Origin of the sequence: Polycladidibacter hongkongensis (genome assembly GCF_001561995.1) — a bacterium.
GTDB lineage: Bacteria > Pseudomonadota > Alphaproteobacteria > Rhizobiales > Stappiaceae > Pseudovibrio > Pseudovibrio hongkongensis.
The window spans coordinates 58,640-84,330 of record NZ_LLWC01000026.1; the positions used below are offsets into that span (position 1 = coordinate 58,640).

At 53.5% G+C, this 25,691-nt stretch carries 26 protein-coding genes; 3 read left to right on the forward strand and 23 right to left on the reverse strand.

What is annotated here, in order from left to right:
• Position 1: 1 nt before the first annotated feature.
• From AYK82_RS13165 to AYK82_RS13175, 3 genes are all read right to left on the reverse strand, one after another.
• Complete coding sequence (locus tag AYK82_RS13165; protein WP_068316648.1) at positions 2-1,015, reverse strand: ABC transporter permease subunit; 1,014 nt, start codon at positions 1,013-1,015, stop codon at positions 2-4.
• A gap of 124 nt (positions 1,016-1,139) precedes the next feature.
• Positions 1,140-2,732, reverse strand: coding sequence for an ABC transporter substrate-binding protein (locus tag AYK82_RS13170; RefSeq protein WP_068316651.1), 1,593 nt, complete (start codon positions 2,730-2,732; stop codon positions 1,140-1,142).
• 630 nt (positions 2,733-3,362) lie between these two features.
• The gene (locus tag AYK82_RS13175) at positions 3,363-3,839 is read right to left on the reverse strand and encodes a MerR family transcriptional regulator (RefSeq protein ID WP_068316653.1); all 477 of its coding nucleotides are present in this window, start codon (positions 3,837-3,839) and stop codon (positions 3,363-3,365) included.
• Between the two features lie 299 nt (positions 3,840-4,138).
• Here AYK82_RS13175 and AYK82_RS13180 point away from each other — a divergent pair, with 299 nt between their 5' ends.
• From AYK82_RS13180 to AYK82_RS13190, 3 genes are all read left to right on the forward strand, one after another.
• On the forward strand, positions 4,139-4,351 hold the full coding sequence (locus tag AYK82_RS13180; RefSeq protein ID WP_068316655.1) for a SlyX family protein: 213 nt from the start codon (positions 4,139-4,141) through the stop codon (positions 4,349-4,351).
• 99 nt (positions 4,352-4,450) lie between these two features.
• Positions 4,451-5,521: a succinylglutamate desuccinylase/aspartoacylase family protein gene (locus tag AYK82_RS13185; RefSeq protein ID WP_068316658.1), complete on the forward strand. Its 1,071-nt coding sequence runs from the start codon at positions 4,451-4,453 to the stop codon at positions 5,519-5,521.
• A gap of 358 nt (positions 5,522-5,879) precedes the next feature.
• Positions 5,880-6,548 carry a GntR family transcriptional regulator gene (locus AYK82_RS13190; RefSeq protein ID WP_068316663.1) on the forward strand — a complete coding sequence of 223 codons (669 nt, stop codon included), beginning with the start codon at positions 5,880-5,882 and terminating at the stop codon, positions 6,546-6,548.
• Positions 6,549-6,667: 119 nt separating this feature from the next.
• On the opposite strand, the gene AYK82_RS13195 is transcribed toward AYK82_RS13190, so the two are convergent.
• The 20 genes from AYK82_RS13195 to fliF all read right to left on the reverse strand — a co-directional run bounded on the left by AYK82_RS13195 (position 6,668) and on the right by fliF (position 25,682).
• On the reverse strand, positions 6,668-6,985 hold the full coding sequence (locus tag AYK82_RS13195) for a hypothetical protein (RefSeq protein ID WP_068316665.1): 318 nt from the start codon (positions 6,983-6,985) through the stop codon (positions 6,668-6,670).
• A gap of 90 nt (positions 6,986-7,075) precedes the next feature.
• Entirely contained in the window at positions 7,076-7,609 is a 534-nt protein-coding gene (locus AYK82_RS13200; RefSeq protein ID WP_068316668.1) for a hypothetical protein, read from the reverse strand.
• 6 nt (positions 7,610-7,615) lie between these two features.
• Entirely contained in the window at positions 7,616-8,113 is a 498-nt protein-coding gene (locus tag AYK82_RS13205) for a hypothetical protein (protein WP_068316674.1), read from the reverse strand.
• The gene (locus AYK82_RS13210) at positions 8,114-8,674 is read right to left on the reverse strand and encodes a rod-binding protein (protein ID WP_068316677.1); all 561 of its coding nucleotides are present in this window, start codon (positions 8,672-8,674) and stop codon (positions 8,114-8,116) included.
• A gap of 148 nt (positions 8,675-8,822) precedes the next feature.
• Positions 8,823-9,221 (reverse strand): hypothetical protein, encoded by a 399-nt coding sequence (locus AYK82_RS13215; protein WP_068316680.1) that lies wholly within the window; start codon positions 9,219-9,221, stop codon positions 8,823-8,825.
• Positions 9,222-9,232: 11 nt separating this feature from the next.
• Positions 9,233-10,003, reverse strand: coding sequence for a flagellar biosynthetic protein FliR (locus AYK82_RS13220; protein ID WP_208976499.1), 771 nt, complete (start codon positions 10,001-10,003; stop codon positions 9,233-9,235).
• Entirely contained in the window at positions 10,000-12,081 is a 2,082-nt protein-coding gene (flhA, locus tag AYK82_RS13225; protein ID WP_068316683.1) for a flagellar biosynthesis protein FlhA, read from the reverse strand. The genes AYK82_RS13220 and flhA overlap by 4 nt, the downstream gene beginning before the upstream one ends.
• Positions 12,082-12,262: 181 nt before the next feature.
• Complete coding sequence (fliQ, locus tag AYK82_RS13230) at positions 12,263-12,529, reverse strand: flagellar biosynthesis protein FliQ (RefSeq protein WP_068316686.1); 267 nt, start codon at positions 12,527-12,529, stop codon at positions 12,263-12,265.
• 96 nt (positions 12,530-12,625) lie between these two features.
• On the reverse strand, positions 12,626-13,108 hold the full coding sequence (gene flgD / locus AYK82_RS13235) for a flagellar hook assembly protein FlgD (protein ID WP_082733927.1): 483 nt from the start codon (positions 13,106-13,108) through the stop codon (positions 12,626-12,628).
• A 21-nt stretch (positions 13,109-13,129) separates the two neighbouring features.
• Positions 13,130-13,567 carry a flagellar biosynthesis repressor FlbT gene (gene flbT / locus AYK82_RS13240; protein ID WP_082733928.1) on the reverse strand — a complete coding sequence of 146 codons (438 nt, stop codon included), beginning with the start codon at positions 13,565-13,567 and terminating at the stop codon, positions 13,130-13,132.
• Between the two features lie 13 nt (positions 13,568-13,580).
• Complete coding sequence (gene flaF, locus AYK82_RS13245; RefSeq protein ID WP_068316689.1) at positions 13,581-13,928, reverse strand: flagellar biosynthesis regulator FlaF; 348 nt, start codon at positions 13,926-13,928, stop codon at positions 13,581-13,583.
• Between the two features lie 27 nt (positions 13,929-13,955).
• Positions 13,956-15,005 carry a flagellar hook-associated family protein gene (locus AYK82_RS13250; RefSeq protein ID WP_082733929.1) on the reverse strand — a complete coding sequence of 350 codons (1,050 nt, stop codon included), beginning with the start codon at positions 15,003-15,005 and terminating at the stop codon, positions 13,956-13,958.
• Between the two features lie 3 nt (positions 15,006-15,008).
• On the reverse strand, positions 15,009-16,460 hold the full coding sequence (gene flgK / locus AYK82_RS13255) for a flagellar hook-associated protein FlgK (RefSeq protein ID WP_068316695.1): 1,452 nt from the start codon (positions 16,458-16,460) through the stop codon (positions 15,009-15,011).
• 14 nt (positions 16,461-16,474) lie between these two features.
• A complete protein-coding gene (locus tag AYK82_RS13260) occupies positions 16,475-17,662 on the reverse strand; it encodes a flagellar hook protein FlgE (protein WP_068316704.1) in 1,188 nt (395 codons plus the stop codon).
• Positions 17,663-17,778: 116 nt separating this feature from the next.
• Entirely contained in the window at positions 17,779-18,363 is a 585-nt protein-coding gene (locus tag AYK82_RS13265; protein WP_068316711.1) for a transglycosylase SLT domain-containing protein, read from the reverse strand.
• Between the two features lie 9 nt (positions 18,364-18,372).
• Entirely contained in the window at positions 18,373-19,944 is a 1,572-nt protein-coding gene (locus AYK82_RS13270; protein ID WP_068316717.1) for a flagellar hook-length control protein FliK, read from the reverse strand.
• Positions 19,941-21,158, reverse strand: a complete 1,218-nt coding sequence (locus AYK82_RS13275) for a hypothetical protein (protein WP_068316720.1) — start codon at positions 21,156-21,158, stop codon at positions 19,941-19,943. Before AYK82_RS13275 ends, AYK82_RS13270 begins: the two co-directional genes overlap by 4 nt.
• Positions 21,158-23,314, reverse strand: coding sequence for a flagellar motor protein MotB (locus AYK82_RS18545; protein WP_068316723.1), 2,157 nt, complete (start codon positions 23,312-23,314; stop codon positions 21,158-21,160). The genes AYK82_RS13275 and AYK82_RS18545 overlap by 1 nt, the downstream gene beginning before the upstream one ends.
• Complete coding sequence (locus tag AYK82_RS13285) at positions 23,314-23,952, reverse strand: hypothetical protein (RefSeq protein ID WP_068316725.1); 639 nt, start codon at positions 23,950-23,952, stop codon at positions 23,314-23,316. Before AYK82_RS13285 ends, AYK82_RS18545 begins: the two co-directional genes overlap by 1 nt.
• Complete coding sequence (fliF, locus tag AYK82_RS13290) at positions 23,952-25,682, reverse strand: flagellar basal-body MS-ring/collar protein FliF (RefSeq protein ID WP_068316728.1); 1,731 nt, start codon at positions 25,680-25,682, stop codon at positions 23,952-23,954. The genes AYK82_RS13285 and fliF overlap by 1 nt, the downstream gene beginning before the upstream one ends.
• Positions 25,683-25,691 lie beyond the last annotated feature (9 nt).

The following is a 25,691-nucleotide window of genomic DNA, read 5'->3' on the forward strand; positions in this document are numbered from 1 at the left end:
GTTACTCCGTATGGCGGATTTTCGGGTTAACAAGACCGTAGGTCAGGTCAACAATAAGGTTCACAACCATGATGATTGCCGCGATCATAAGCAGGCCGCCCTGCACCACCGGATAATCCCGGCGGAAGATGCTGTCGACCATCCATTTGCCGATGCCCGGCCAGGAGAACACTGTCTCTGTCAAAATCGCGCCTGCGAACAGCACGCCGATTTGCAAGCCAATCACGGTTACCACCGGGATCAAGGCATTGCGCAGCGCATGGATGCCGATGATACGGAAGGAGGACAGACCTTTGGCGCGCGCGGTGCGCACATAATCCTCGTCCAGCACTTCCAGCATGGCAGAGCGGGTTTGACGCGCGATAACCGCAAGCGGGATGGTGCCCAGCACGATTGTTGGCAGGATCAAGTGCATCACTGCGGACATGAAGGCCCCCGGTTCATCTGAGTAGAACAGGGTATCGATCAGCATGAAGCCGGTGGTGCTCTCGATCCAGAACATGTTGGAGATACGGCCAGAAACCGGTGTCCAGCCCAAGAAGCCGGAGAAAATGATGATAAGCGCCGGGCCCCACCAGAAAATTGGCATGGAGTAGCCGACCAGCGCGGTTGTCATTACGGTGTGGTCTACGGTCTTGCCACGGCGGATTGCTGCAAAGATACCGGCGGGTAGACCAAAAAGGACCGCAAAGACAATCGCGCAGACCGCCAACTCAACAGTGGCGGGAAACAGCGTAAAAAATTCTTGCACTACGGGCTGCTTTGTCGAGAAGGAGACGCCGAGATCGCCTTGAAACAGCTTGGCCAAGAAATCGAGGTACTGCATAAAAATGGGCTGGTCGTAGCCGAATTTCGCTTGCAGCTCTGCGTAGCGCTCAGGGCTTACGCCGCGTTCGCCAGCCAGAAGTAGAATGGGGTCACCCGGTAGTAACCGGATGAAGAAGAACGAGGTCAAGGTCACGCCGATAAATGTCGGGATGAGCAGCCCCAGTTTTTTCAATATGAGACGAAGCATTCTTCAGTCACACTATTCTTTACGGGTTGATCAAACAGCGACCTTGGCCACTGGTGCGGGTTTAAACACGAATGTATCCCGGCGAATACTCGCCGGGATACCTGATGTCCAGCGGAAATTTAGTTTACTTAAGGTCTACACCGTAGAAATTATGCCCACCAAACGGATCAATCATGTAGTTATCTACCCGTACACTAATTGGCTCAGAAACGATAGAGTGCGCGATGGTGTTCCAAGGTGCTTCACGCTTGAAGACCACCTGCGCTTCTTCGTAGAGGCGCGTACGTTCGGCGAGATCAGAGGTTGTTTTTGCCTTTTGAATCAAAGACTCAAACTCTTCGTTACACCACTGAGCGCGGTTGGAGCCGCCGATGCCATCACAAGAAAGAAGCACGCCCAAAAAGTTGTCAGGATCACCGTTATCACCGGTCCAGCCAAGAAGTGCCGCACCGTCACGATCCTTGTCTGAGGAACGCTTCAGATACTCGCCCCACTCGTAGGAAACGATTTCCACATCCACACCAACTTTTGCATAATCTGCCTGAATCAACTCAGCCATGCGGCGTGCATTTGGGTTGTATGGACGCTGCACAGGCATCGCCCAGACCTTCATTTGCAGATCTTTTACGCCAGCCTCTTCGAGCAGCTTTTTCGCAGCTTCCGGATCGTATTTGTCATCTTCAACAGCGTTGTTGTAGGACCACATGGTTGGCGGGATCGGGTTTTTCGCGATTTTGCCCGAGCCTTGGAATACAGCGTCGATAATGGCCTGTTTGTTGACGGCCATGTTGAGGGCTTTGCGTACCCGCACATCGTTAAATGGAGGCTGCTGGGTGTTGTAGGCCATGTAACCGATGTTCAAGCCTTCTTGGCGTAGAACTTTGATGTTGCTGTCTTTTTCCATGTCCGCGACGTCCGCAGGATTTGGATAAGGCATGACATGACATTCACCTGCCTTCAGCTTTTGATAGCGCACAGAAGCATCAGGGGTGATGGCAAAGACCAGATTATCAAGCGGTGCTTTGCCGCGCCAGTAATCCGGATTTGCCTTGAAGCGTACGATGGCGTCTTTGCGGTAGCCAACAAGCTGGAACGGACCGGTGCCCACTGGCTGTTGATCAAACAGTTCTTTGTTGTCCAGCATCTTGTCGGCGTATTCCGCAGACTGGATGGAGGCAAAATCCATAGCCAAGTTGGCGATCATTGGAGCTTCAGGGCGGCTTAGAACGAATTTGACGGTGTAATCGTCAATCTTCTGAATGTCTTTGATGAGGCTTGGCATGCCCATGCCCTCAAAGTACTCGTAGGTGCCGCCAGAAACAGCGTGGTACGGGTGATCTTTCAGGCGCTGACGGTTGAAAGAGAACAGCACATCATCGGCGTTGAAGTCACGGGAAGGGGTGAACCACTTGGTTGTGTGGAACTTTACGCCCTTGCGCAGGTTGAAAGTGTACTCTTTGCCATCTGCGGAGACTTCCCAGCTTTCTGCAAGGCCCGGTTCGATCTCGGTGGAGCCGCGCTTAAACTCGACGAGCTTGTTGTAGACTTGGCGGGAGGAGGCGTCGAAGGTGGTGCCAGAGGTATAAAGCGCCGGAGTGAAGCCTTCTGGAGAGCCTTCGGAACAATAGACCAAGGTTTTTGCTGCAAAGGCAGAGTTAGCGGCAAGCATTGCAGCGGCGAGGCTGACACCGGCCAGCAGTTTTCTGGAAGTTCTCATTTTATTCCTCATAGCTTGGAGCTTATCGCTCTTTATGCTCCGGGTTCTTGAACCGGTCATCGCTGTACATATTCTAGGCGGTCCTATTGAGAGACCCATGGTCCCTCTCCTCCCGACCTGACGAGAGGCAAGCGCCAGACAAAAAGCCAAGGCTGCGGCAGCTCTACGTCGCCAATCCCGCTAGGTAAGTAACATTGACCTTGCGAAGATTGCGGAAAGCATGCCACGTAAGCCTGTCTATTTAATTGCGCAGCAACCTCGATAAACTAGTAAAAATTTCAGGAAATGAAACATACCTCGTAGTGTTTCTTACGTGTTATTATCAGTGAGGCATAAGCTGTATGTATAACCTTTATTATAGGGTATTTTTTTCAATTGTACCGCCTATCAATGAGCATTGATTCCAATTTACCCTCGGTTAATTGAAATTTACTCACCGCATTCAGCGATTATGTACTGGAATATTTCGCGAAGGTATCGCCTTTAGGTTGTGGGAAGACCCTTTAAGGCATGCACTAGCGGGGGAGTTTGGTCATGCGGGGCGCGCCAGTAAACGGCGCTAAACATGTGTGCGCAGTTGGTGGCCAGAACTGCAGGCCGAGCAAACGGAAGCTTCTAATTAGCAAACAGCTAGCCTTCTGGGCGCAGCACGGCCAAGCGCTCGTTACAGTCTTGCTGCATTTGTTCCATATCTTTTATCACTTGCTGCAACTGCTCTTGACGCTCATAGAGCTCTTGCAGAGCCTGCGTTGTGCGGCCGAGCACGTATTCCAGCTGGCTAACTTCGCCCTCGCCGCGCTCACCATACAGGGCAAGAAACTCTTTGATGTCGGAGAGAGAGGAGCCGATCGCCTTGCCGCGCAAGATGAGCTTGAGGCGGGCGCGATCTTTGCGCGTATAAGCGCGATTGCCATTGCGCCGCTGGGGCTCAAGTAAACTCTTAGACTCGTAGAACCGAATGGTGCGTGTGGTCACATTAAATTCTTGTGCCAGCTCACCGATTGTGAAGAGCGCCTCCTGTTCTTTAAGCAGCGCTGGCGCGACGTGGTCTGACAGCTGGCTTTGTGTGTTAGTGTTTGCTTTCTGTTGTTGGTCTTGTTTTTGCATGCACGCCCCACTTCGCATCCCTTGCCCATTCATAGGCCGATCTGTCGACAAATTCGTCGTGCTGACCCACCGGGATTGATTTGCCAGCTTATACCTACATTTCGTTTACGTAAAGGTTATAGTAATGCAACTAGGTTTTCCCATGGGCTGTGTATGAGGGTGGCACGGCGGGTATGGCGACATATGAGGGCGCTATACAGCGCCGCGAATTGATGGCATCTTTAGGCTTTAACGAATGTATGTGCTCGCCAGTGGCAGTTTGCGCGGCGACCCCAGAGGAAACTTAAGAGCAAGCCAAGATGAGCAGTGAGCTAGAAAGCAGGGTTGATGACCTTGAGATACATGTGGCACACCAAGCCGATACTGTGGAAGCGTTGAATTCCGTTGTGGTGCAGCAGCAAAAGACCATCGATAGTCTGGTCTCCGCTGTGAGCAAATTGCGCGAGGAGTTGCTTGGTCTACATGACCTGCTGGAGGATATGCCAGCGAACGAAAAACCACCTCATTACTAGACAGTGTCGTCTGCAGGCAAACATGGGGGTGCAAAGACATAGCCCTTGTTTGTCCTTTGCTGGCGCCATGATACTGATTGCCCCGCGAGGATACAGATAATGAAAAAGAACATAGAAATGATCGCTGGCGATACCAGCGGCGTCAACTACGCGTTTCCATGGTTTAGCTTTGACGGTCAGGAAGGCGGCGGTGCACCGGCGGCCTATCTACAAGGGGCGCTGCACGCGGATGAGTTGCCCGGCCCCGCTGCCTTGCACTTCTTACTACCGCTGTTGCAACAGGCCGAGGCGGAGGGGCGTATTCGCGGCAAGATCACCGTGATCCCACAGGCCAACCCGATTGGCACTGCCCAGTGGGTGAACCTGAAGATGTCTGGGCGCTTTGCACTGCCAACCCGCGAAAACTTCAACCGCAATCATCCTGTTATCGCCAAACCCGATCCAAATCTGGCACGGGAAGACGAAACATTTATGAGCATTGACCAGCGGCTCAAACAACGCTTGGCGCGCCTATCTCTCGGGCATCAAATCATTCTTGATCTGCACTGCGACGACGAAGGATTGAACTACGTTTACATTGCCAAGGAGCTCTGGCCGCAGACGCAGGATCTTGCCACTTGCCTTGAGGCGGATGCTGTGCTGCTTTGGCAAGGTGATGCGGACATGCCGTTTGAGGCGGCGGCCCTGCATCCTTACCTTGCTCCGGAGCAAAATGATGCGCTTGCGAACGATGTGGTGGTGTCGACGCTGGAGCTGCGCGGGCAAGCGGATGTGGACCCGCAAACAGCCAAGGCAGATGCCGAACGGCTGCTGCACTTCCTTGAGGTGCGCGGTGTGATCGCTCCTGCCCAAGGAAACAGTGCCGAAGCTCCTACCCCGTATCAGGGGCTGGCTGTCCCACTGGAACATATCGAAATGCTGCAAGCCCCCTGCCCCGGTGTTGTGCTCTATCATGTGAAGCCGGGCGATCAAGTGCAGCAAGGAGATTTGCTGGTGCAGGTGGTTCGCACACCGGGAGTGCCTGAGGATGATGTGCTGCTGCATGCGCCACAAGCAGGTACGATCCTAACACGCCGAGGACACCGCTACACACGCGCCGGAGATGATCTTTTGAAGCTGCTTGGCAGCAAGCGCTCTGCGAGTGCCCGCGAGGGTATTTTGGAAGCGTAGCGCGGCTGGCGCTGTCTTTACGGCATCCCAGCGAATCTTTTGGGGCCTAGTTGCCCGGTGAGAACTAGAAGAGAGGGCAGGTTTTGGCTTGCCTTTTCAAATTATGCCGATAAATAGAAGTATATCTCGCGCTGAAACGCAGACCTAACCGTTTTCACGTAGCCTCCATCAACAGCCGCAGACGAGAAACAGACTGTCCCTGTGACATTCACGCGCATGCGCCGACTTAAGGATTTGCACTTCTTTGCGCATATCCTCTAGTATAAAACTAAAGCGCAATATATCTGTGATGTTACCCCCCTGTGTTTTGTCGGCTGTCGCTGCGGAAACGCGGAATTCGAGTAGAAAGAAAATACAAATGGCAATCGAAGATATTCTGCCTAGTCACAGCAAGGAAAGCCTTGCCGATAAATCTTATCGGCTGATTGAAGAGCTGATTGTTAATCTCGACCTAACCCCCGGAATGGCTTTGACCGAAGGGGATTTGTGCGAGCGTACACAGATTGGCCGCACCCCGGTGCGTGAAGCTATCAAACGCTTGTCCACTGAAGGTCTTATTGTTATCCGCCCACGCAAAGGCCTGTTTGTTTCTGAAATCACTGCAAACGAATACGTGTTGGTGCTGGAAACACGCAGCCCGCTAGAAGAGCTGCTGGTTGCCTCCGTTGTTGAGCGGGCCACTGATGAACAACGCGCGGCACTTGTCGCGTGCGGCGAGAATATGGTCGAGCAGGCACAAGCAGGCGATGTCAAAGGCTACCTGCGCGGTGACAAAGTCTATGACGAGATTCTGGCACTTGCATCGGGCAACCCGTTTACTTCCCGCGCAATTTTGCCACTGCAAACCATGAGCCGGTGGGCGTGGAGCGTGTTCCGCCGCGATCAAAAACTGGAAGATTCAGCTGTTGCGCATTTGAATCTGGCAAGGGCCATAGCAGCCAATGACCCAGAAACAGCTGTTGAGGCCACGAAGGCGATGATGGAACACCTGACAGCCTTCGCCAAGCAAAACGCCGCTGACGCATAAGCGACGCTGGCTATTGATGCTAAAACTATTAAACGGCTTGGGAGATCTCCCCAGCCGTTTTTTTGCGCCGGCTTCACGTCGTTGCTGACTGTGACAGCCACCTAACTGTTGCTTCCCCTTTAGGTGCAATTGTCTATTCGCGCTGTTGTACCTGATGCCCCCATTAACAGGACATAGCTTTTGTAAGGCTCTATTTTCGGCACCCGTCCGCCGAAAAGACCGGTAAGGCGCAGATGGATTTCTCCGTGTGGCGTTTGCGCAGAATAGATACCTGTCGCAACTTCATTCAGTTCCAGAGGCGCATACATGATCTCGGCACGTGCGGGTGCGCGTGTGGGTCGGCGAACAACCATCGCATTGGCGCGAATGTCGTGGCCTTCTGCATTTGGGTCGATCCGACCAACGGCGTGATGAACAATCGAGTACTTACAGGTCATCCGTATCGCTCATGGCAGTATTGCAATATTTTCCTACAAAAATCCCCGCGCAGAACACTGCGCAGGGAGAAAAACAAATTGGCGTCTTACTTATAGATCTGTCAAAGGCTGTTCTTTACTCAGATTTTCCTGCATGACTTTTTTCTGTGCCGCCTCTTCTTCTTTGGCTTGCTCGGCACGGATTTCCTTCGGCACATGGAAGGTAAACTCCTGCACCAAGAGATCCTGAATAAGCTCGACACCGAAACGCTCGTTGACTTGCCCTCTTATCTGCTCGGTCAATTCATGGAGATCCGACTTGCCGAGTTGGGCAAAACGCTTGTCAGCCTTTGAATAAATGAGGCGGAAGGCTTCATCAACCACAAAAGCCTCGGGCGGGACAGCCAGTTTATCCAGTGTCACCGCGTCAACAGTGTAAACAAACTGGGCGATGATATAGCCGTGTACCTTACCATCTTCGAGAACTGGCACGGAGAAACTGTCGGTCTTTTTGTAATCCAGACCTTCCAGGTGCGCTTCTTTTTTGACCATTGGGTCGTTGCCGGTTTTGTACATGGCAGTGCCATAACTGGCAGCAAGCGTAACGGCACAAATCCAAAGACCGACGATAACAATTCTTAGCATAAGGTTTTACCAGTGTCCGTAGGGTGCGGCATAGGTGCCGTCAGAATCCAGATCGCGCATGGTTTGCGATAATTTTTCAGTTATATCTTTTACAGCGTTCAGCTGTGTTGCCAGCAGGCGCATATTGAGATCAATCAGCTCGCGAAGCTCTGCCATTCGTTTTTGCGTGTGGGCAGGCACGGCCCCACCACCAATGGCGATTTTCTCGGCACGCTCCAAATCCAGCAGGGCTTTGCCTTTTAAAAACGACGAGTGATCAAGATCAAAATCTTCATTGTGCAGGAGCTTTTCATTCTCCTCTTCCAGCAATGTTTCAAGGCGATCAATGACCGCATAAAGCGCCAACAGCTCTTCAGGCGGCTCGGGCAACTCATGAACATCACTTAGCAAAGCAAGGTCTTGATCTTGATGTTCTGATGCTTGCAATGTTGGCTGAACTGCATTGCTCTCGCTCACCACTGGCAAAGCGGCATCTTGCCCTAGATCGGAGGTTTGCTCTTGCATTTATGCCTCTTTGTTTTCAGCTGGGTTGCGCAGATTTTCCGGGATCAACACTTCGGCAAGGCCGAGGCTTCCCGATTTTGCCAATTGTCCGGCAAGTTGCTCCGCCATCATCGACTTCCACATTTCACCAGCTGTGCCACCGCCATAAACAGTTTCCAAAGACTTGGGCAACATGCTTTGCACGAAGGTTTGCATGATAGCAGCCTCCAGCTTCTCACCCAGCTTGTGCTGGCTTTCAACGCGCGCTGTCACGCTTTTCATGGCTGTGAGGGTATCACCAGCATTTCCGGCAAGTGGCAGACCGCCAGCGGCTACCGAGGAGAGTGGCGGACGCTGCTCTGCTTCTTCTGCTTTACGCGCCTCGCCTGCGGCTTCTGCTTCACCAAGTATTGCGGTAAAATCCTGCTGAAGAGGCTGATGTGCGCCATTGCTGGCGACAAGCGGCAAATCGGCAGACACTTTTGCCGGCCGAGACAATGCGGTGGTTGCTGTCCGGCTGGCCAGCGGGTCGGCTTGACGCAGAACATCGAGAACCAGATCTGAAACAGGCTGAATTGCCATGATAGAACTCCGAGGGGTTCAAAACAGTGTCAGTCGAAGGCTCGTTGACACTCAAAAATCTATGGTTGTAACAAAACCTAGCGGCCAAGACTTATGCGTACCTGACCGGTACGGACCTGAGGTATTGCTGTGAAGAATCGGCACGGCTCTAGCCCTTGCGGTGGTTGGCAAGGTGTAGTTCGGCGATATCCATAAGAGCGACACGTTCTTGCTTGCGCGAATGGGCTACCTTGACTTTGTCGCGTTGACGTTCTGCCACGGTCGTTTGGCGGTTAGTATCATGCAATTGTTCCAAGAGCTCGTCCTTGTGCGTGGTGCGCAGGGCGCGATCACGCTTGCAAGACTTCAGGCGACGGTCGATGGTTTGGTTCATCAATTCGCGCATGCGGCCTTCCTGACCGTTCCAAAGGCCTAAATACTCCTGCTCGCGTTCCTCGATCTGGTTAATTTCTGCATCCAGTACCGCGATTTCGTAACGCAGCGCGTTTTCCTTTTGCTGTTGCACTTTCAGCAAGCGTTGTAAGCGTTGCAGGCGTCGCTTTTCCATGTGCCCTCCCCCTAGACCAGTTGCAACCAGGCACCAAGGCCTGCGAAAAACTGCGATATGATTTCGGTGATGGTCATCCAGAGCATAAACAGCCCGCCCGTGAGCACAAATGGCATGCCGATGAAGTAGACCGGCATCTGCGGCATCAGACGGTTGGTGATCCCGAGAGCCAAGTTGATGATAAGACCGTAGACTATAAAGGGCGAGACGATACGCAAGGCCAGATAGGTCCCCTCTGCCAGTTTGCCTGCGTATTGGTCCATCGCAGCTGCGGCAACAAACTCGCCGCCCAATGGCACCAGTTTGTAGGATTCCAGCAGGGCCGAGAAAACCTGAGCGTGAGCACCTGAGATGAACAGCATACAAGTTGCGGTCAAGGTCACGGCCTCGGCAAGAGGCGGAGCCTGATTCATCTCCTCGATCATCGGCATGGGCATGTTGAAACTGCTCATCTGTGCCGCCGCAGCCATCATCATTTGCAGTGCGCCAAAGAAAGCGCGACCAAACAGGCCAATGAGTGTGCCGATGAGGATTTCGGTGCAGATCATCAGAAAGAGGGCTGCAAAGTCTGCCCGCTCGACGACCGGGGTCATTTGCGGCAGGAGCATGGGGGCGATGGCAAACGAGCACCCGAGCGCCAAGAATATGCGCAGGTTCAGCGAGACACGCGGCGAAGAAAAGCCCGGCATCGCCATAAGGCAACTGCCAAGGCGGCAGAAAACCATAAAAAGAGCCAGCAGAACCGGCTCCAAATTGGCGAGTGGCAGGGCCAGTAGCTTCACGATACGGTACCCAGCGCTTCAACTTCAACACCGCGGGCGATTTCCATGTGCGAAAGCACAGGCAAGGCCGGGAACATGCGCTCCGTTATCATGCGCACATATTGGCGTGCTTCTGGCGCGACGACCAAGGCGAAGCGATGGCCTGCGTTAATGTTGCGGCGGATTGCCTCTGCACTTTCCTTGGCAAATTCTTCCACCTGCCCCGGCTCCATATCAAACTCCAGCACCTCGCCAGATTGGTCGCGGCGCAAAGACTGGTGGAAGGCCAAATCCCAACGGTTGCCGAGACGTAGCACTTTCAACACCCCTTCATCGGCAATGTCACCACAAATCTGCGTACCCATGCGCACGCGTACGTGATCGGCGATTTGCTCAGGACGGCGGGCATGGGGGGCGATTTCAGCAATCGCTTCCAAAATCAGCGCCAAATTGCGCACAGAGATGCGTTCTGCAAGCAGGAGTTTCAACACAGCTTGTAATCCCGAGAAGGAAATATACTGCGGGCAAACATCTTCCAATAGGCGTTTGTAGGCAGGGTCCAAACGATCAAGCAAAGCGCGCATATCCTTATAGGAGAGCAGCATTGGCAAGTTGTTGCGGATGACCTCGGACAAGTGGGTCAGAACAACCGAGAGGTTGTCAACAACCGTATAACCACCGCGCTTAACCTCATGCTCAAAGGCCGACTGCACCCACATTGCTTTCATGCCAAAGGCTGGTTCGCGGGTCTCGGTGCCCGGCAAAGCAGGCAGATCTTTTTTGCCACCAATGACCAGCAGATCACCCACATTAATAGACTGCGAGGCGACCAGCGTGCCATGGATACGAAACTCGTAGCTTTTTGGTGTAAGATCGATGTTGTCGGAAAGTTTGATCTCGGGAACAACAAAACCGTACTGTTCGGCGAATTTCTTGCGCATCTTGTTTATGCGGTTGCCGATTTCCGGTTTCGCAGCCAGTAGACGTGCGGTTAATTGTTTGCCAAGGCGCACTTCGATTTCCGGCAGCTCCAAACTGTCCTTCACGCTTTCCTTCTTGGCTTCTTGTTCCAGCGCCAGCGCCTCTTCAGCTTTGCGGGCTTCTTCGGCTTCAGCTTCTGCAACACGGCGCGGAATGATGTAGGCACCAAAGCCGAACAGCGCCGACAATCCAATGAACGGCAAAAACGGCAACCCGGGCATAAACGCCATGATAAATAGCATCATGGAGGAAACAGCGAGCGCGCGCGGATATGCCGCCAGCTGCCCCATCACAGCACTTTCGGCCGTGCCGCGTGTGCCGCCTTTGGACACAAGCAGACCGGCAGCAAGCGATACGATCAGTGCGGGAATTTGCGAGACAAGGCCATCACCCACGGATAATTTGGTGAACACATCCGCAGCTTCACTTAGCTCCATATCATAGCGGGTCACACCGATAATGATTCCGCCGAGGATGTTGACCGCTGTGATAATGAGGCCAGCAACTGCATCGCCGCGCACGAACTTGGAGGCACCATCCATAGCACCGAAGAAAGAGCTCTCCTCTTCCAGTTCAGAGCGGCGGGCCTGCGCCTGCTTTTCATCAATCATCCCCGCGGACAGGTCCGCATCAATGGCCATCTGTTTGCCGGGGATCGCATCAAGGGTAAAACGAGCACCGACCTCGGCGATACGTGTCGCGCCTTTTGTGATGACGAGAAAGTTCACCGTGACCAGAATTGCAAAGACGATCAGACCAATTACGAAGTCACCACTCATCACAAACTTCGAGAATCCATTGATCACGTAACCGGCGGCCAATGGACCCTCGTGGCCATTGGCCAGAATAGCTCGGGTGGTGGCAATGTTGAGCGAGAGCCGCAACATGGTGGCGATCAGCAGAATCGTTGGAAAGGAGGAAAATTCAAGAGGTCGCTGGATCCACAAGGACACCATCAGGATCAGCACCGACATGGCTACCGACAACGTCAGTCCGAAGTCGATCATGAAGGTGGGCATGGGCAAAAACAGCACAGACAGAATGAAAACAATACCAACGGCAAAGCCGATATCGCGTCGATTGGTGGCGCTTGGATTAGCTGTCTGGGTGGCGATCATGGAATCTCTCAGGCATCAGCTGCGCTTGATGCGCAGGGGATTAGCAAATTATGCGAGAGAGTGCCTTTTGAAACTTGTGTGAGCGTAACTTGCAGGGAGGTGCGCACAATGCGCTAAACCGACCGGTACGCCTAGGGGATATTCAGAGATATCTGGCCAGAGGAATAATAGTGAGCAAACGCTAGAAGCCGTGCTCTATGCGGCCGTACAATTCTTCTGTCAACGCATAGATTTGCGAGCCCATATAAGGACCGGTTACAGCAACCATGATAAGAATCGCGACGATCTTGGGAATGAAGGTCAGTGTCATTTCCTGGATCTGGGTCAACGCTTGAAACAAAGCGATGATCAGACCAATGAACATGGCCACAGCAATGGATGGCCCGGCAGCGGCGACCACTGTCCACACCGCGTTGCGGACAATGTCTAGTGCATCGGCTTCGTTCATCTTGAACACTCGTCGTTTTCTGTGGTTTTGATTGCCAAAGGCAAAGCGATAAAAGGCGGACCATTGGCCCGCCCTTCCAAAAGGGATGGGCGCTGGTTAGGCGTCTTTGGTTGGGGCCTCTGCAGGCGTGTCGCTTGTTGCGTCATCAGTTGCCTTTGCCGGGGCAGCGGCGCTGGAAATTGTTACGCCTGGGCCAACAATCACCTTGGTGCCATCTTCCAATACGGCCACGTTACCGTCTGAGAAAATCTGGATAGATTTGATGGTTCCGGTAACACCATCTGCGGTTGTCAGTGTTTTACCGATAAGACTCGCTGCCTGATCAACCGAATTCTGCTGCAACAACGCTGCCAACTTTGTATTCGTTTGTACTGCTTGTTCCACATTAGAAAACTGTGCAAGCTGGCCCATATACTCGGCTGTATCCATCGGCTTGGTCGGATCCTGATTTTTCAAGGATGCCATAAACAGTTTCAAGAAGGCCTGATAGTCAAGGAATGATTTGTCACGGGCAGCTTGGCTTTTGGGCGCGGCCTGTGAACTGGCGGTGTTGGTTGGCGCAACAGCACTAACAGTCATCGCTGTGGTTTCCTTTCGGTCTTACGCCGCGACGCTGTCGGCGCTGTATTGCGGCAGCACGTCTAGTGCATGGCTATCAAATTCGTTTAGAATGTCTTGTTCAACTACAAAAAGCTTGCGCAGTGCTTTCAACGCATCGAAATAGCGGCCCTGCTCGACTTTAGACGCAACCAGATCCAAACCTTCATGCAGATCGATGTTGGATGACACACGGCGAATTGCGTTTAGTAGGGTTTGGTACTGCACCAACGCGGCGCGGTCACCTTGCGGGTTGATCAGGGCATCCTGAACAGCGAAATAAAGCTGACGAAGCGGCGTGGTCGTTTCTTCCAACTGCATAACGTAGGAGCCAAGCAAGAAGCGGGCATCGTTCAGCAAATTCAAAGTGGTTTTCTGGTCAAAGGAAAGCACAGCACCGTTGATGAACACTTTCTCTCCGGCCTTCAAATGAATGCGCATGTTTGCCCTCTCCTTAGTTCAAGCCGTCACGAATGGATTCGTTAATCTCGATCAAACCTTCAAAGTCCTCGCTCTCCCCCGCGCGGATTTTGTCAGCTTGCTTGATGCACCAAAGACCGATGGAAATGAGGTCCGCCCTTACGCTTTCTGGCAGCGCATTTTCAGTGGACCCCAGATCCTCGATCAGGAATGACCAAAGCCGGGAGATTGTAGTGAGTGCCTGAACAGCCTCTTCAGAGGTTGGGCCACTGTCCCGCGCCTCGCGCAGTTGCATGATCGCCAAAGTGAACACCTCTTTTTCCTGACCACGACGGTCGTAGGAGGAATCCTCGAGGGTCTCTGCATAGGACATTTGATACATTGGATTACCTATCGTACCGAATAAAAATTAGCGCAAGTAGTTGAGAATGCTCAGTTTACTGATGCGTGACGTAATCTGGTAGTTCGCTTGCAGCTGGGTCTGCACATCATTCAGCTCTAGAGCGATCTGCGCCATATCAACATTTTCCATCTTGTTGATGCGCTTGTTGACCACACCCATCTTTGCATCGATGTCACTTACTGCCGCTTTTACACGGTTGATGTAGGCACCGTTTTGCGCTTCAGCCTCGATAATTTTTGTGTGGCCAGCTTGGATTTTGGCCATGGCCGATTCAATAAGCTGCTTTGTTGCATCTTTGCCCAAACCGCTTTCACCAAACATCGTCAGCATAGTGTAGCCTGCTGCCAGATCGCGGAAACCCTGCTGGTTGGCAGATGCGCTGCTGTCAATGGTCACACCGTCGCTCAGCGTTGCCGTCATTTTCTGATCAGTTGCGCTGGACCATTTGGCTGCCCAATTTGTGCCATTGAACTCCGCTGAGAACTGATTGTCGATAAAGTCTTTCAGATCTGCAGGGGTGATATTGGCAATACTTGTCTTATCGGTGACCGGAAAGCCAAACTTCGCTTGAAAAGCGGTCTCGATATCGCCCTTTGCGGTGTTGGCAGGGTCGTTCAGCTTACGAACAACGCCAGGATCTGTGTTCTGCCCACCAAACACTGAAACACCGCCCACGGTGGTGTTCAACTGTGAAATGAGCGAATCCAGCTCAGTTTCCGCCAACTGGGACAGGGAAGTGATCGCAGTCTTCTGATCCCGAAGACCAACCAGATTTGCATTAAAGTTTTTTGCCGATTTCTGCACCGCTTCATAGGATGTGTTGAGAACATCAAGACGCATGGCTGTTTGGCTATTGGAGGTTTTTAGAGCCTCCATGTAGGTATACTCACGGTGCAAGGATACGTTAGTGCCCATGTGGGCGCCGAGTTCCAGCCCCATATCCGCGTGTTTTTGCGAGCCTGTTTCGGTGATCAGATTATCGAGCTTTTGCTTGTTTTTCTCGATATAATCGATCATCCGGGTGTTCATAGTCAAGGATGAGACATTATAGGTCATGGCTTACCTCGCCGCTTGCAGCAATGTCTTGAACATGCCGTCTACTGTAGTCATCAAACGCGCGGACGCGGAATAGGCGTTTTCAATATTAAGCAACAGCTGCATCTGGGTATCCAGCGAAACGCCGGTGGCGCCAGACAGGGTGCCATTTGCTTTTTTGTAGGCCGCTGCATCAAGCGCTGCAACTTCGGTTGCGCGTTGTCGCTCGGTAGAAATCCAGCTCGCTGCGTTGGAAGTGAACTCCCGCAGATCCGAATTGGTATTTACACCGGCCTTTGCATCGAATGTGCGGCCAACAGTCATTGCCTCAACTTGCTTATTGAGGTGCTCTGAGAAGCCTTCGACAGATAGCGTATTAAAGCTGTAGGTGTGGCCATCACGCACGGCGGTCAAATTTCCGCCCTGCGCCGGATCAAAATTCGCGTTGAGGCGAATTTTGGCAGACAATCCAGCTTTTTCGGCAACCGTCGGGAGTGCTGCGCCGTCCCATGTGAGAAGACCCGCGGCAGGTGCCCCCACAGCTGTTGGGTCGACTTCTTTAAACGTATCAATGAGCGCGAAAGACAACTCATCCAACTGGGTCTGTAACGTTTCCGCAGTTTGATCGCGCATTTTTGCGTAACCAGCGAGTGCGCCGCCTTTCAGCGGGTCGCGCGCGCCCTCACCTGCCACAGAAACGCCGTCAACGAATACCTGATTGCCGGAAACGGTGGCGTCAAAAACGCCTTTCGCTGCAAAGGTCACATCGCGCGGCGATGTTTCGAACAAAGTAACACCGCTATCAGTGTAAACCGCGACATCATTGTTATCGCGGTAAATAACATCAATGCCGATTTCCTCGGAGAGCTTCTGCAAGAGATGATCACGCTTGTCCATCTCGCTGTTGACGTCCTCACGGGCGGCGGTGCCTTTGACGACTTCGTCGTTTACCTTCTTCAGATCCTTGAGGATATTATTAATATTCTCGACAGAAAGCGCCATGGACTGGTCCGCATCCTGTCGGACCTTTTGCACGCCAATGGAAGCGTTGTTCAACGAGGTGGCAAGCGTGCTCGCGCCATTTAGGACACTCTGCGCCAAGACCATATTCGAAGGTTCGTTTGAGTAGGCGCGCATTGCGCCTTGCAACACCCCTACTTCCCGCGAAATGCCGCCGCCAAACGGATTGCCTATGAGCTGATCGATCTGGCCGAGCAGGGTCCCGTAGGACCCTGTAGCTGTTGCTGTCGCTTTGGACTGCATCACCGATGTCAACGCCGCCTGATTGGCAGCGCGCTTGGCATTGGACACAAGAATACCCATACCACCATCGGTCACCACCGTGTGCAGATTTGCGGTCTGGCGGTGATAGGTTGCGTTTTTCACATTGGCAATATTTTGCGATGTGATGGCAACCTCTGCGCTGCGCGCCCGAATGGACGACTGCGCGGTCATCATTGCTGAAGTCAAAGACATCGGTCAGGCTATCCTTAGCGCAGGTTCACAAGTTCCTGAAGAATTTCAGAGGAGGCCGTAAAGGCCTTGGCGTTTGCACTGTAGGAGCGCTGCGACTGGATCATGCTGGTGAGTTCGGAGGCAAGATCAACGTTGGAGCCCTCCAAAGCACCCGAGCGCATGGTACCAAAGCCAGCGGTACCTGCGGTGCCAATACGCAGAGCGCCTGCATCATTGTTTACCGCATAAACGTTGCCGGAGCGCAGGGTGAGCTTGTCCGGGCTAACAACATTGCCCAATGGCACCTTAAAGACCGAGCGCTCGGCACCATTGCCATAGATTGCAAAGAGCGTGCCGGTTTCGTCCATACGAACCTTTTCAACGGAGGATGGGGCAGACCCATCTACCACCACTTCCTGCGGCGAGAAACCAGCAGCCAAGTTGGTTGAGGACGTCATGTCGACCGAGATCTTCTTACCAGCCACTGTGATATCAAAGGTGCCGCCAGTTTTCACTTCACCTGTCGCCCCATCGAATTTAAGCTGCGGAGTACCAGTAACATCTGCACCAGTAACCGTCACATCCCACGAGGTCGCAGTAGCAGCAGTACCTGGAGAAACAGGTGGGGCACCCTTAGCTGATTTGGTGAACTCAAAGGTGATTTTATGTTCATTTCCAAGCCCATCATACATAGTGACAGAAGTTTGCTTCACATCATTTAGAGGCGTACCATCAGGAAAGTTCATATTCACGCGTGCACTTGTGGTTGCCTGCGCTTCCATCTGCATGTTGGAGACGTTGACGCCTTGCAGAGTGGTGCCGGTTGCCCCCGCAGTAATCGGGTAGCCCTGTAGGGTGAAGCCGCCGGAATTCACCAGATCGCCTTGCGCGTTTTGCACAAAGTCACCGGCGCGGGTGAGGTACTGACCACCTTGCGGGCTCGCCACAATAAAGAAACCCTGACCGTTCACCGCCAGATCTGTTCCAGAGGTTGTGAACTGCATCGGGCCTTTTTTGGAAACACTCTGGGAAATTGCGGTACGCACACTACCGGAATCATAGCTGGACCCGCCAGAATTAATCACCATAGACGAAAATGACGTTGAGACAGACTTGTACCCTGTGGTGTTTACGTTGGCGATGTTGTCGGCAACAGTAGATAGCTTATTAGCCTGTGCGTTCATACCAGACACGCTGGTATTCATAATACCGTAGATACCCATCGAAAGCTCCTCATGGCCCTATGGCCGCAATAGTTCTTAACTTGCAGTAAACCCTTGCAAACTTGTCTGAGCCTGTACGCATTCAAGACGCAGACAAGAGGGGGTACTTTGTTGAATTACTGACAAAATTTCCGGCTATTTGCCGTCCACTTGCCAAAGCCGCTTGCCACCATATTGGCAATAACCCGGCAGACATATCGCTTTTGCGCCGGGTTATTGTTCGGCCCGGCATGGTAGCGTGCCACGGCCATAGTCCAAGTGCCTTCCCGCGCTTTGAGCTCTTTCAAAAAGCGAGCGGCGTAGGCGACATTGGCCGCCGGTTGCAGCATATGCTCCAAAGACTGGAACTGGCTGCGGTGGTAATGGATGTTGATCTGCATACAACCAACATCAATAAGCTTCATACCGCGCTTTTGTGCAGCGCGGACCTTGGCGAGCGCCTCATGTTGCGAACGAGCAAAGAAGGGCTTGCCGTGCAGATTGAGTGCAAACGGATGCAGCGAATTGCGGCGCCCTGTTTCGGTTAGGCCGACGGCGTACAAGATACCAAGCGGCACTCCATGCATCCGCGCAGCGGCTTCCATTTGCGTCTCGCAAGGGCGCACCATCTGCTTGGTCTTTGTGGAGGCAGCCGCCCCCTGCCCGGCCCAACCCGAGCCAGCGGCACACAACCCCAAGAATAAGATCAGCATACGCCGCATTGCACTCACCTACAGATAGATGCCTTCTCTCAAGTCACGTTGCTGCAAAGCACCGGATGCAGGAGCTTCGGCGTTGGTGATGGTTTGACTAGACGCCCCCTGCTCTTTGCCCTGTTCTCCGCGCGCTTGATCGCGTCCACCCTGCGCGCCTTCTCCGCCGCGTCCGGATTGCGCGCTCTGACCATCTTGCTGGCCGCCAGTTGCACCGCGGAATTGCTCGCCTGCGTCATCCCGGAACTGGATAGTCAGGTTGGTTGCATCAGCCTTGTAGCCAGCTTGCGTTAGGACGCGATGCAGCACCTGCTTATCAGCCTTAAGCATTTCTGCCGCCTCACGGGTGCTGGCCATCATGGAGATTTCCAGCTCGTTGCCTCTAAGCTGCATATGAACGCGAACGGTACCCATATTGTCCGGACGCAGTTGGATTTGCAGGGCGCGCATAGGCTGGCCCTTGCGCAAATCTGCAAGAGACTGATTGATTTCGTCAATCACCTGCGCTGCGTTGGCGGCGCTTGTGCGCGGTCCGGTCATCGCCTCTGCCACTTGTCGACTCGGACCTTTGAGTTCACCAAGCGGGGCAAAGTGCGTTTCAACCTTTAGGACTTTCACTTCGCCAAGAGCATCACCGGAAAGCTTTGCGCCTTCAGCTGCCTTCGACGAACCCGCTTCACTAAGCAAAGCCTTTAGATCCGCCTTAGAACTCTCTTGCCCATTAGCAAGGGAAATGTCAGGCGTTTTGCTGTTTGGCAACACAGCGTCCTGCAGCTTGCCTTCAATCTGGACCGCCGTTTTACTGCCTTTGGCAAGCGTCCCAAGCAGCGCGGTTTTGGAGCTATCCTTGACGAGATTCTCTGCAGCGGCCTCCGTTTTTTGAGGGGCTGCTGCTGCGATTGCACTGGCCGCTTGCTTTGTAGCCAACTGAGCTGCGCTTGACGCCGGATCAGCAAGATCAGCAGCTACCAAAGCGGCATCTTGCAGTCCCGCCGAGCGCTCACCACCTTCACCAATCGGCGTTTCAGGTGTGCTTTGCTCAAGTTGAGCTGGTGCAACTTCGGACTGTGTCTTGTTACTATCAATTTTTGCAAGCATCGCTTGCAAGTTTGCAGATGTTTGAAGAGGCTCCGAACCGCTCATTGCGCGGACGTCTGCAGTCGGCGCAACACTTGATGGCGCGACCTCGCTGGCCGTTACCGTCCGCAGTAACTCAACGACCGACTGCTTATGCTGCTTATCCCCCTCGCCTTTCACCTCATGTTTTTGAGTGGCGGGAGTTGAGGCTTCCGTGCCGGCTTTTGCCACATCACCGTCAGATGTATTTTGCGATAATGCCTTATCGTCAGTTTTTTTAGCAGGCACTTGCGTTTTAGCAGCGCGTTCGCGCGCAGGCGCAGCGTCATCCTTGTCACGGGCACGACGTTCACGCGCCTGCTCTGCCTGATCTTTTGCGAGGTTGCGCTGTGCTTCTACATACTTCTTGAACTCAGCACCGTTGTCCGGCTCCTGATTGGCAGCCGCGGAGCTTGTTCGTTCGCGGGCTGGCTCCACCTTTTGCGCGGGGACGAGATTGGCTGGAAAGGTCAAAATTCAGATTCCTCCAAGGCACTGTCTGCATCGGCCAGAGACGCTTCAAATTTCACAAAGGTTTGCGGTTCAAGAAGAAGTTCCTGCAAACCACTGGCGGGAACGTAAGCTATATACTCTGAAGCTGGCTTCGAGCTGGGGCTTGGCCAATTGCGGATCATGTTGGCTTTGGTAATCGCGGCGCGGAGCAGCACCCTGTCCTCGGGAGCGATATACTTTTCCTTGACGCCCAGAATTTCGTCCAACCCGCCACGCCAATCCTCACCCGCCGCACGCGCGGCCCCGCGATAGAGGCTAATGGCATTCAACTGATCAAGCGCCTTATCCGGCAGCTCAAGAAACGCATCGCCTGCCAGCATGGCGAACTCGGTGTTTCCTGCAACAACGGCGGCGCGGGCGAGTTTAACGAGTACGATTTTTCGCGATTCCACATCAAAGTCGGAAAGCAGCTGCATGACCTGCTCCCAGTCTTTTTCGCCCGAAAGGTAGTCTTGGGTAGAAATTGTTCGCGCGAGTTGATCGCGAAACTGCGACGCAAAAACCGACTTTTGATATTGAAACAAGTAGCGCCGCGACAAGCGCTCATATTTTTCATGGTCGCCAGCGGCGGCCACTATGGGCGCTTCGCGCCGTAGGGCACTTTCTTCGACCAACGTGCCCGGCATTAACAGACGTGCCAAATCAAAATACTCGATCGATTCAACCGGCTCGTCACGTGAAAGGAGAATTGCCTGTGCCAGTGCAACCTGCCCGGCAATCGCGGTTGGCAGGTCTTTGGCATTAACCTTGAGCAGCAGGTTTTTGGCGGCGGTTCGGTTTCCTTGGGAATAGGCCAAAGCACCAGCGAAGAGATTTGCATCTACGTTAAAATGCACTTCCTGCTGCGCCAGCGCCTGAAACACGCTGCCCGAACCGCCGGAAAGCATGAATGCGACAGCTGCATAGGCATTGCGCCGGTCTTTCCAGACAGAGTGATCCAGTCGCAAAAAACGTCGCCCGATAACAATCAGCGAGGGCTGCAACAGGCGATATGCATCACGGTTGCCCATCACGATTTCGTCCTGCATGATTTGCAGCTCGAGCATCATCAAATCCGGATTTCCAGCCGGGCTTACCTGCGCCTGCACCGGGCTTGACACCGGCACACTTGCGAGTGGCAGAGCAAGTGCCAAAGCACTGGAGAAGAGCAGGGCCTTTGCAGCGACGCGCAGCATCAAGTTTCCTCCTTCAACAGCACAATTTCAATGCGGCGGTTTTCAGGAGCGTATGGGTCGCCATCATTTTTCAGGCGACGATCAGCATAGCCTTCGATGCCGACAATGCGTTTCTTATCGAGACCACCGCGCACAAGCATGTAGTAGGCCATGTGAGCACGGGACATGGACAAGCGCCAGTTGTCATTGGTAGCGGAGCGGAACGGACGGCCATCTGTATGCCCACGAATGACGATTTCGCCTTCTTGCTCGTTCAGCACCTTGGCAATTTCTTCCATTGCTTTGACTACGGACCCTTTGGGCTCGGCAGAACCAATGGCAAACATACCAAACTTGTCGTTGTCCATCAGGCGGATAAGTACACCGTCTGAGTTCTGTGTCAGCTCGACACTGGCCCCGGCTCCATAGCCATTGAGTGCTTCGCCCACCTTCTGGGAGATTTTCTCGAAGCGTTGCTCATTGGCATTGGCAAGACGCACATTGGCATCGTTTTGGGCCAGCACTTCACCATCGGACGGCTTTTGCTTTTGTGGCTGGGCTGTCAGATCCAGCGGTAGAGAGGCCATTTCAGGTTGACGCTGCGCGGTTCCAAGCGAGGGCTCTAGCTGCTTCACTCCAGTGCCATCGCCATCAATGCTGATAACAGCCTTTACGTTGGCATCTTCCCCTTTACCTGCTGCGGTACGCACCAGATTCTTAGTATTACCCTTCGCTGGACGTGCCGCAGCGGCGGATTCCAACACCGGATCCATGAGGTTCATCGGGCTTGGCGGCGTATTTGTGGTTCCTTCCTCAAACGAGGTCGCAACATCTACGCCATCATATTTCCCAAGCCCAAATTTGGGACCAGTACCGGCAAATGCGCTTGTGCCTTCAAGTGTGTTCACACCTTGCTCTTCCGAGTTACCGGTGACGATCTTATCGCCAACGCTCAGTACATCTTGGAATGGCTTATCACTGTCGCCGACTTGCTTAATCGCTGCCAGCTTTTCTGTGTCACTAGAGGTATCCGGCTTTTCCAATGCAGCCATAGCCTTGTCAGCCAGATCTTGTGTGTCATCTGCCTCAGGTGCGACCACCGGCTCGGTCACGGCGCCCAACATGGATAGCTCTTGCGCCTCTTCGCGCGCCTGCTTCTGAGCCTCTGTGATCGCAAGCACCATGGCGAGCTCTTGCATTTCCTCGCTCATCGGCTCCAGTTCATTAGAACCGGCCTCTTGACCTGCGGCATCCATGGCTTTGGAGCGGATCATCATCAGCGCTGTACGCAGCTTGCTGTCACCGGTGAGCTCAACACCCGGGATTTTCTTGCCTTCTCGCGAAAGACGCACTGCCTCTTGCAACACTTTGATTTGTTCGGGGGTCAGATCACGGGCAGCGATACCTTCTTCATCCCGCTCCAGAAGCGGGATGTTGGCAAGCAGCGGCGCATTGCCCGGCAACGGCTCCTCCTGCCAGCCGGAAGGATCAAACGGATCACGGAAACTGGTGCCATCGGCAAGACCTTCCCCATCCGGATCCCGGTTCGGTTGAGCAAACAACACTGGCGTTTTCGCCATTTGTAAGGACCCTTGACCACCGGTCCCCGGCGAGCCATCAGTTTGCATTATCGCCTCGGCCTCAGACGCGAGAGCCGCCAGAATCGCGTAAGGATTTTCGAAGAGTTCACGGTCAGAATACCGGGCAGCCTCAGCGTCTCTAGCGCCGGTAATCGAGCGTTTCTCACCTTCAGATACTTTGGCGGCATCGCCAGCGCCCGTTGGTGCGTCAACAGGATTTACTTCCGTTCGCGGCGCGACCTTTTCTTCACCGCCGCCGGTTTCAGGCCCTTGTAATTCTAAACCACCCTCGCCAGCGGGCCGTCCGGCGTCTACACCGGTGTCCGAAGTAGACGGCAAAGCATTGTCCTCAGGGTCTTTCAGGCCCTTGGGCTTATCAGCACTGTCCACCAATCGGATCGGGTTGAAATAGGAAACCATGGCGGCACGGGTCGCCTCATCAGAGGCGGTCACCAACCACATTACGAGAAAGAACGCCATCATCGCTGTCATGAAATCAGCGTAGGCAATCTTCCAAACACCCCCATGATGCTCATCAAGCATCGCGTCGCGACGACGACGGACAATAATCAGCTCGTTTGGTTCTGAATTTGCCATTAGTCTTGTCCCTCAAGCGCCGTTGCCAAGTTGGCTGAAAACTCATTTAATCCCGTAGATAGGTGCATTTCCCCGACCTCTACATGCAGGTCTGCGTCATCGGTTTCGATAAAATCTATACGCGCGCCATTTGCAGCGCCTTTTTCCTTAAACATGCCAAACAGCTCCGCAGGTCCCCTCACCGTGATCAGTGGATGCTCCGCTGCAGAGAGGTGGCGACGCAAAATCGTTGCCAATGCCTGCACGGCGCGCGCTCTGGCTTGCTCATGCATAAAGGGCGCTAGAATTGCGGCAACATCTGCCGCCACCTTGGCCTCGATCTGGGCGATCGCACTGGCCAACTCCATTTCGAGTTGCTGACCTTCACCCGCCTTAAAGGCTGAGCGCTCAGTTGCCAGCGTTTCCTGCAGCTCCTGCTGCATTTTTTCTATCTTGCCGTCAGCGGCCTCTTGAACCTCTTTCTTACCATCGGAGACCCCATCTTCGTAGGCCTCGAACACCCGGTTAATCCAGTCATCGCCATCACCGTAGCTTTTTGGCAAGCGCGAGACGATTTCCTTCAACTCTTGCGCTTCATTGACTGGCAGCGGATTGTCGTTTGTAAAATCCGCCAAGGCAGCGGTGAGCGGGGAAACCATTATGCGCGATCCTGATTATACATCCACTGCTTGAGAATGATGGCCGCTTGCATGTCGTCAATTTCGACCGCACGCTCCAGCTTCTTCAGGGCAGACCGGTTCATCAAGGTGTCATCGATGCCATCTACGGCAAACTGCGCATCGCCATCAACAGCGTCGGGCGATGGCAACTCACCCACAGCAGCTGTTCCTGCTGCGATAGCAGCCAGCTGCTCTTGTGACATGCCTGCGCCAGATTCATTGGCAGCCTGTTCAACAACCGGATCCGGACGCGGGATGAGGAAGTTTACAGCTGGACGCAAACCAAACCAGATGATCATCAATGTAACAACGAGGATCGCCGCAGCATTAACCAAGGTACCTAGGTTGCGATTAAGCATCTCAGTCAGGGTCGGCTCTGGAATTTCTACTAGCTGGTTGCTCGGGGTGAGGAAGTTCACCGCCGTGACCGTTATTTCATCTCCGCGCTTTGCATCAATGCCTGCTGCGGCTGCGATAATTCCTTCAACCTCAGCGATCTTGTCAGTCAGATCCACCGGGATTTCCCGGGCAACGGCCTGCTCTCCTTCAGCAGTTGCATCCCCTTTTGCAAGACTGGTCTGGCCGCTGGAAGACAGTTCCTCCACCAAGCGCTCGCGATTTACAAGCACTGCAATAGAGAGCTTCTCAACACGGTAATCATCAAAGATAGTTTCAACGGTACGACTGGAGATTTCGTAGTTTGTCAACTCTTCGCGACGCTCGTTCTGCGCACTGGAACGTTCACCAGACTGAGCATCCACCTCTTCCTCTGGCAAGTTCTGCTCAACCGTAGTCGGTGTTTCCAAAGAAGCGTTCTGGGAGCTTTCATTTTCACGAACAACTTTGAAGGAGCGCTCCACGCGAGATTCAGGATCATAGCTGGTTTCCGAAATTCGCTGATTATCGGTGTTTACCGAAGCTGCGACAGAAACTTCAAAGTTTGACACACCGAGATAAGGTGTCAAAGCCCGTCGAATAGAATCCTGTACGCGGGTTGAAATCCCCTCTTCCAGCATAGCCTTGCGGCCAGTTGACGCGCTCTTTGGATCCTCACCGGTTGCGAGCAAGCGCCCCTCAGTATCCAACACAGTAACAGATTCCGCTGTCAAACCAGGAACAGCTGCGGCTACCATGTACCGCACAGACTGCGCCATATTGGTTTCAGTGGTCGAATCTGCCCGCAGAAGAACGGAGGCGGTCGGCTTCATTTTCTCCGCACGGAAAGACGCCTTTTCCGGGAGAACCAAATGTACGCGCGCTGCCTTCACGCCCTGTAGCTGCTGAATTGAGCGAGCAATCTCACCCTCCAGGGCGCGCACTTTGGTGATTGACTGCATGAATGAAGTCAATCCGAGAGATCCCATCTGATCAAAGAGCTCATAACCTGCACCTGAACCACGCGGCAAACCCTTTTCCGCCAGCAACATACGCGCCTTGGCCGTACTCCCAACATTCACCGATACAACCGCGCCATCAGCGCTTACATCAAAGGGAATCCCCGCTGTTTGCAGCGCTGCACCAATTTGCGTCACATCATCGCGCTCTAGATTGGCGTAGAGCACTTCTTGCTCGGGGCGAGACAACAAATATGCAGCCGCACCAATTGCGGCAAAAGTAAAGACAGCAATAAATGCCAGAGCAGCAAGCCGGCGTGTGCCAAGCTCCGCAAGGTTTGCGTAAATTTTTTCTGCGTTATCACGGGCAGCCATAGGAACCTC

What these genes read in the sequence shown, in the direction of transcription:
- AYK82_RS13275 (WP_068316720.1), bottom strand. Translation starts at nt 21,158, where the DNA reads ATGCTGCGCGTCGCTGCAAAGGCCCTGCTCTTCTCCAGTGCTTTGGCA.
- flhA (WP_068316683.1), bottom strand. Translation starts at nt 12,081, where the DNA reads ATGATCGCCACCCAGACAGCTAATCCAAGCGCCACCAATCGACGCGAT.
- flbT (WP_082733928.1), bottom strand. Translation starts at nt 13,567, where the DNA reads ATGCGCATTCATTTGAAGGCCGGAGAGAAAGTGTTCATCAACGGTGCT.
- AYK82_RS13215 (WP_068316680.1), bottom strand. Translation starts at nt 9,221, where the DNA reads ATGGAAAAGCGACGCCTGCAACGCTTACAACGCTTGCTGAAAGTGCAA.
- fliF (WP_068316728.1), bottom strand. Translation starts at nt 25,682, where the DNA reads ATGGCTGCCCGTGATAACGCAGAAAAAATTTACGCAAACCTTGCGGAG.
- AYK82_RS13250 (WP_082733929.1), bottom strand. Translation starts at nt 15,005, where the DNA reads ATGACCTATAATGTCTCATCCTTGACTATGAACACCCGGATGATCGAT.
- AYK82_RS13195 (WP_068316665.1), bottom strand. Translation starts at nt 6,985, where the DNA reads ATGACCTGTAAGTACTCGATTGTTCATCACGCCGTTGGTCGGATCGAC.
- AYK82_RS13170 (WP_068316651.1), bottom strand. Translation starts at nt 2,732, where the DNA reads ATGAGAACTTCCAGAAAACTGCTGGCCGGTGTCAGCCTCGCCGCTGCA.
- AYK82_RS13285 (WP_068316725.1), bottom strand. Translation starts at nt 23,952, where the DNA reads ATGGTTTCCCCGCTCACCGCTGCCTTGGCGGATTTTACAAACGACAAT.
- AYK82_RS13205 (WP_068316674.1), bottom strand. Translation starts at nt 8,113, where the DNA reads ATGCAAGAGCAAACCTCCGATCTAGGGCAAGATGCCGCTTTGCCAGTG.
- AYK82_RS13200 (WP_068316668.1), bottom strand. Translation starts at nt 7,609, where the DNA reads ATGCTAAGAATTGTTATCGTCGGTCTTTGGATTTGTGCCGTTACGCTT.
- AYK82_RS13180 (WP_068316655.1), top strand. Translation starts at nt 4,139, where the DNA reads ATGAGCAGTGAGCTAGAAAGCAGGGTTGATGACCTTGAGATACATGTG.
- AYK82_RS13185 (WP_068316658.1), top strand. Translation starts at nt 4,451, where the DNA reads ATGAAAAAGAACATAGAAATGATCGCTGGCGATACCAGCGGCGTCAAC.
- fliQ (WP_068316686.1), bottom strand. Translation starts at nt 12,529, where the DNA reads ATGAACGAAGCCGATGCACTAGACATTGTCCGCAACGCGGTGTGGACA.
- flaF (WP_068316689.1), bottom strand. Translation starts at nt 13,928, where the DNA reads ATGTATCAAATGTCCTATGCAGAGACCCTCGAGGATTCCTCCTACGAC.
- AYK82_RS13260 (WP_068316704.1), bottom strand. Translation starts at nt 17,662, where the DNA reads ATGGGTATCTACGGTATTATGAATACCAGCGTGTCTGGTATGAACGCA.
- AYK82_RS18545 (WP_068316723.1), bottom strand. Translation starts at nt 23,314, where the DNA reads ATGGCAAATTCAGAACCAAACGAGCTGATTATTGTCCGTCGTCGTCGC.
- AYK82_RS13210 (WP_068316677.1), bottom strand. Translation starts at nt 8,674, where the DNA reads ATGGCAATTCAGCCTGTTTCAGATCTGGTTCTCGATGTTCTGCGTCAA.
- flgK (WP_068316695.1), bottom strand. Translation starts at nt 16,460, where the DNA reads ATGTCTTTGACTTCAGCAATGATGACCGCGCAGTCGTCCATTCGGGCG.
- AYK82_RS13265 (WP_068316711.1), bottom strand. Translation starts at nt 18,363, where the DNA reads ATGCGGCGTATGCTGATCTTATTCTTGGGGTTGTGTGCCGCTGGCTCG.
- AYK82_RS13175 (WP_068316653.1), bottom strand. Translation starts at nt 3,839, where the DNA reads ATGCAAAAACAAGACCAACAACAGAAAGCAAACACTAACACACAAAGC.
- AYK82_RS13165 (WP_068316648.1), bottom strand. Translation starts at nt 1,015, where the DNA reads ATGCTTCGTCTCATATTGAAAAAACTGGGGCTGCTCATCCCGACATTT.
- AYK82_RS13190 (WP_068316663.1), top strand. Translation starts at nt 5,880, where the DNA reads ATGGCAATCGAAGATATTCTGCCTAGTCACAGCAAGGAAAGCCTTGCC.
- flgD (WP_082733927.1), bottom strand. Translation starts at nt 13,108, where the DNA reads ATGACTGTTAGTGCTGTTGCGCCAACCAACACCGCCAGTTCACAGGCC.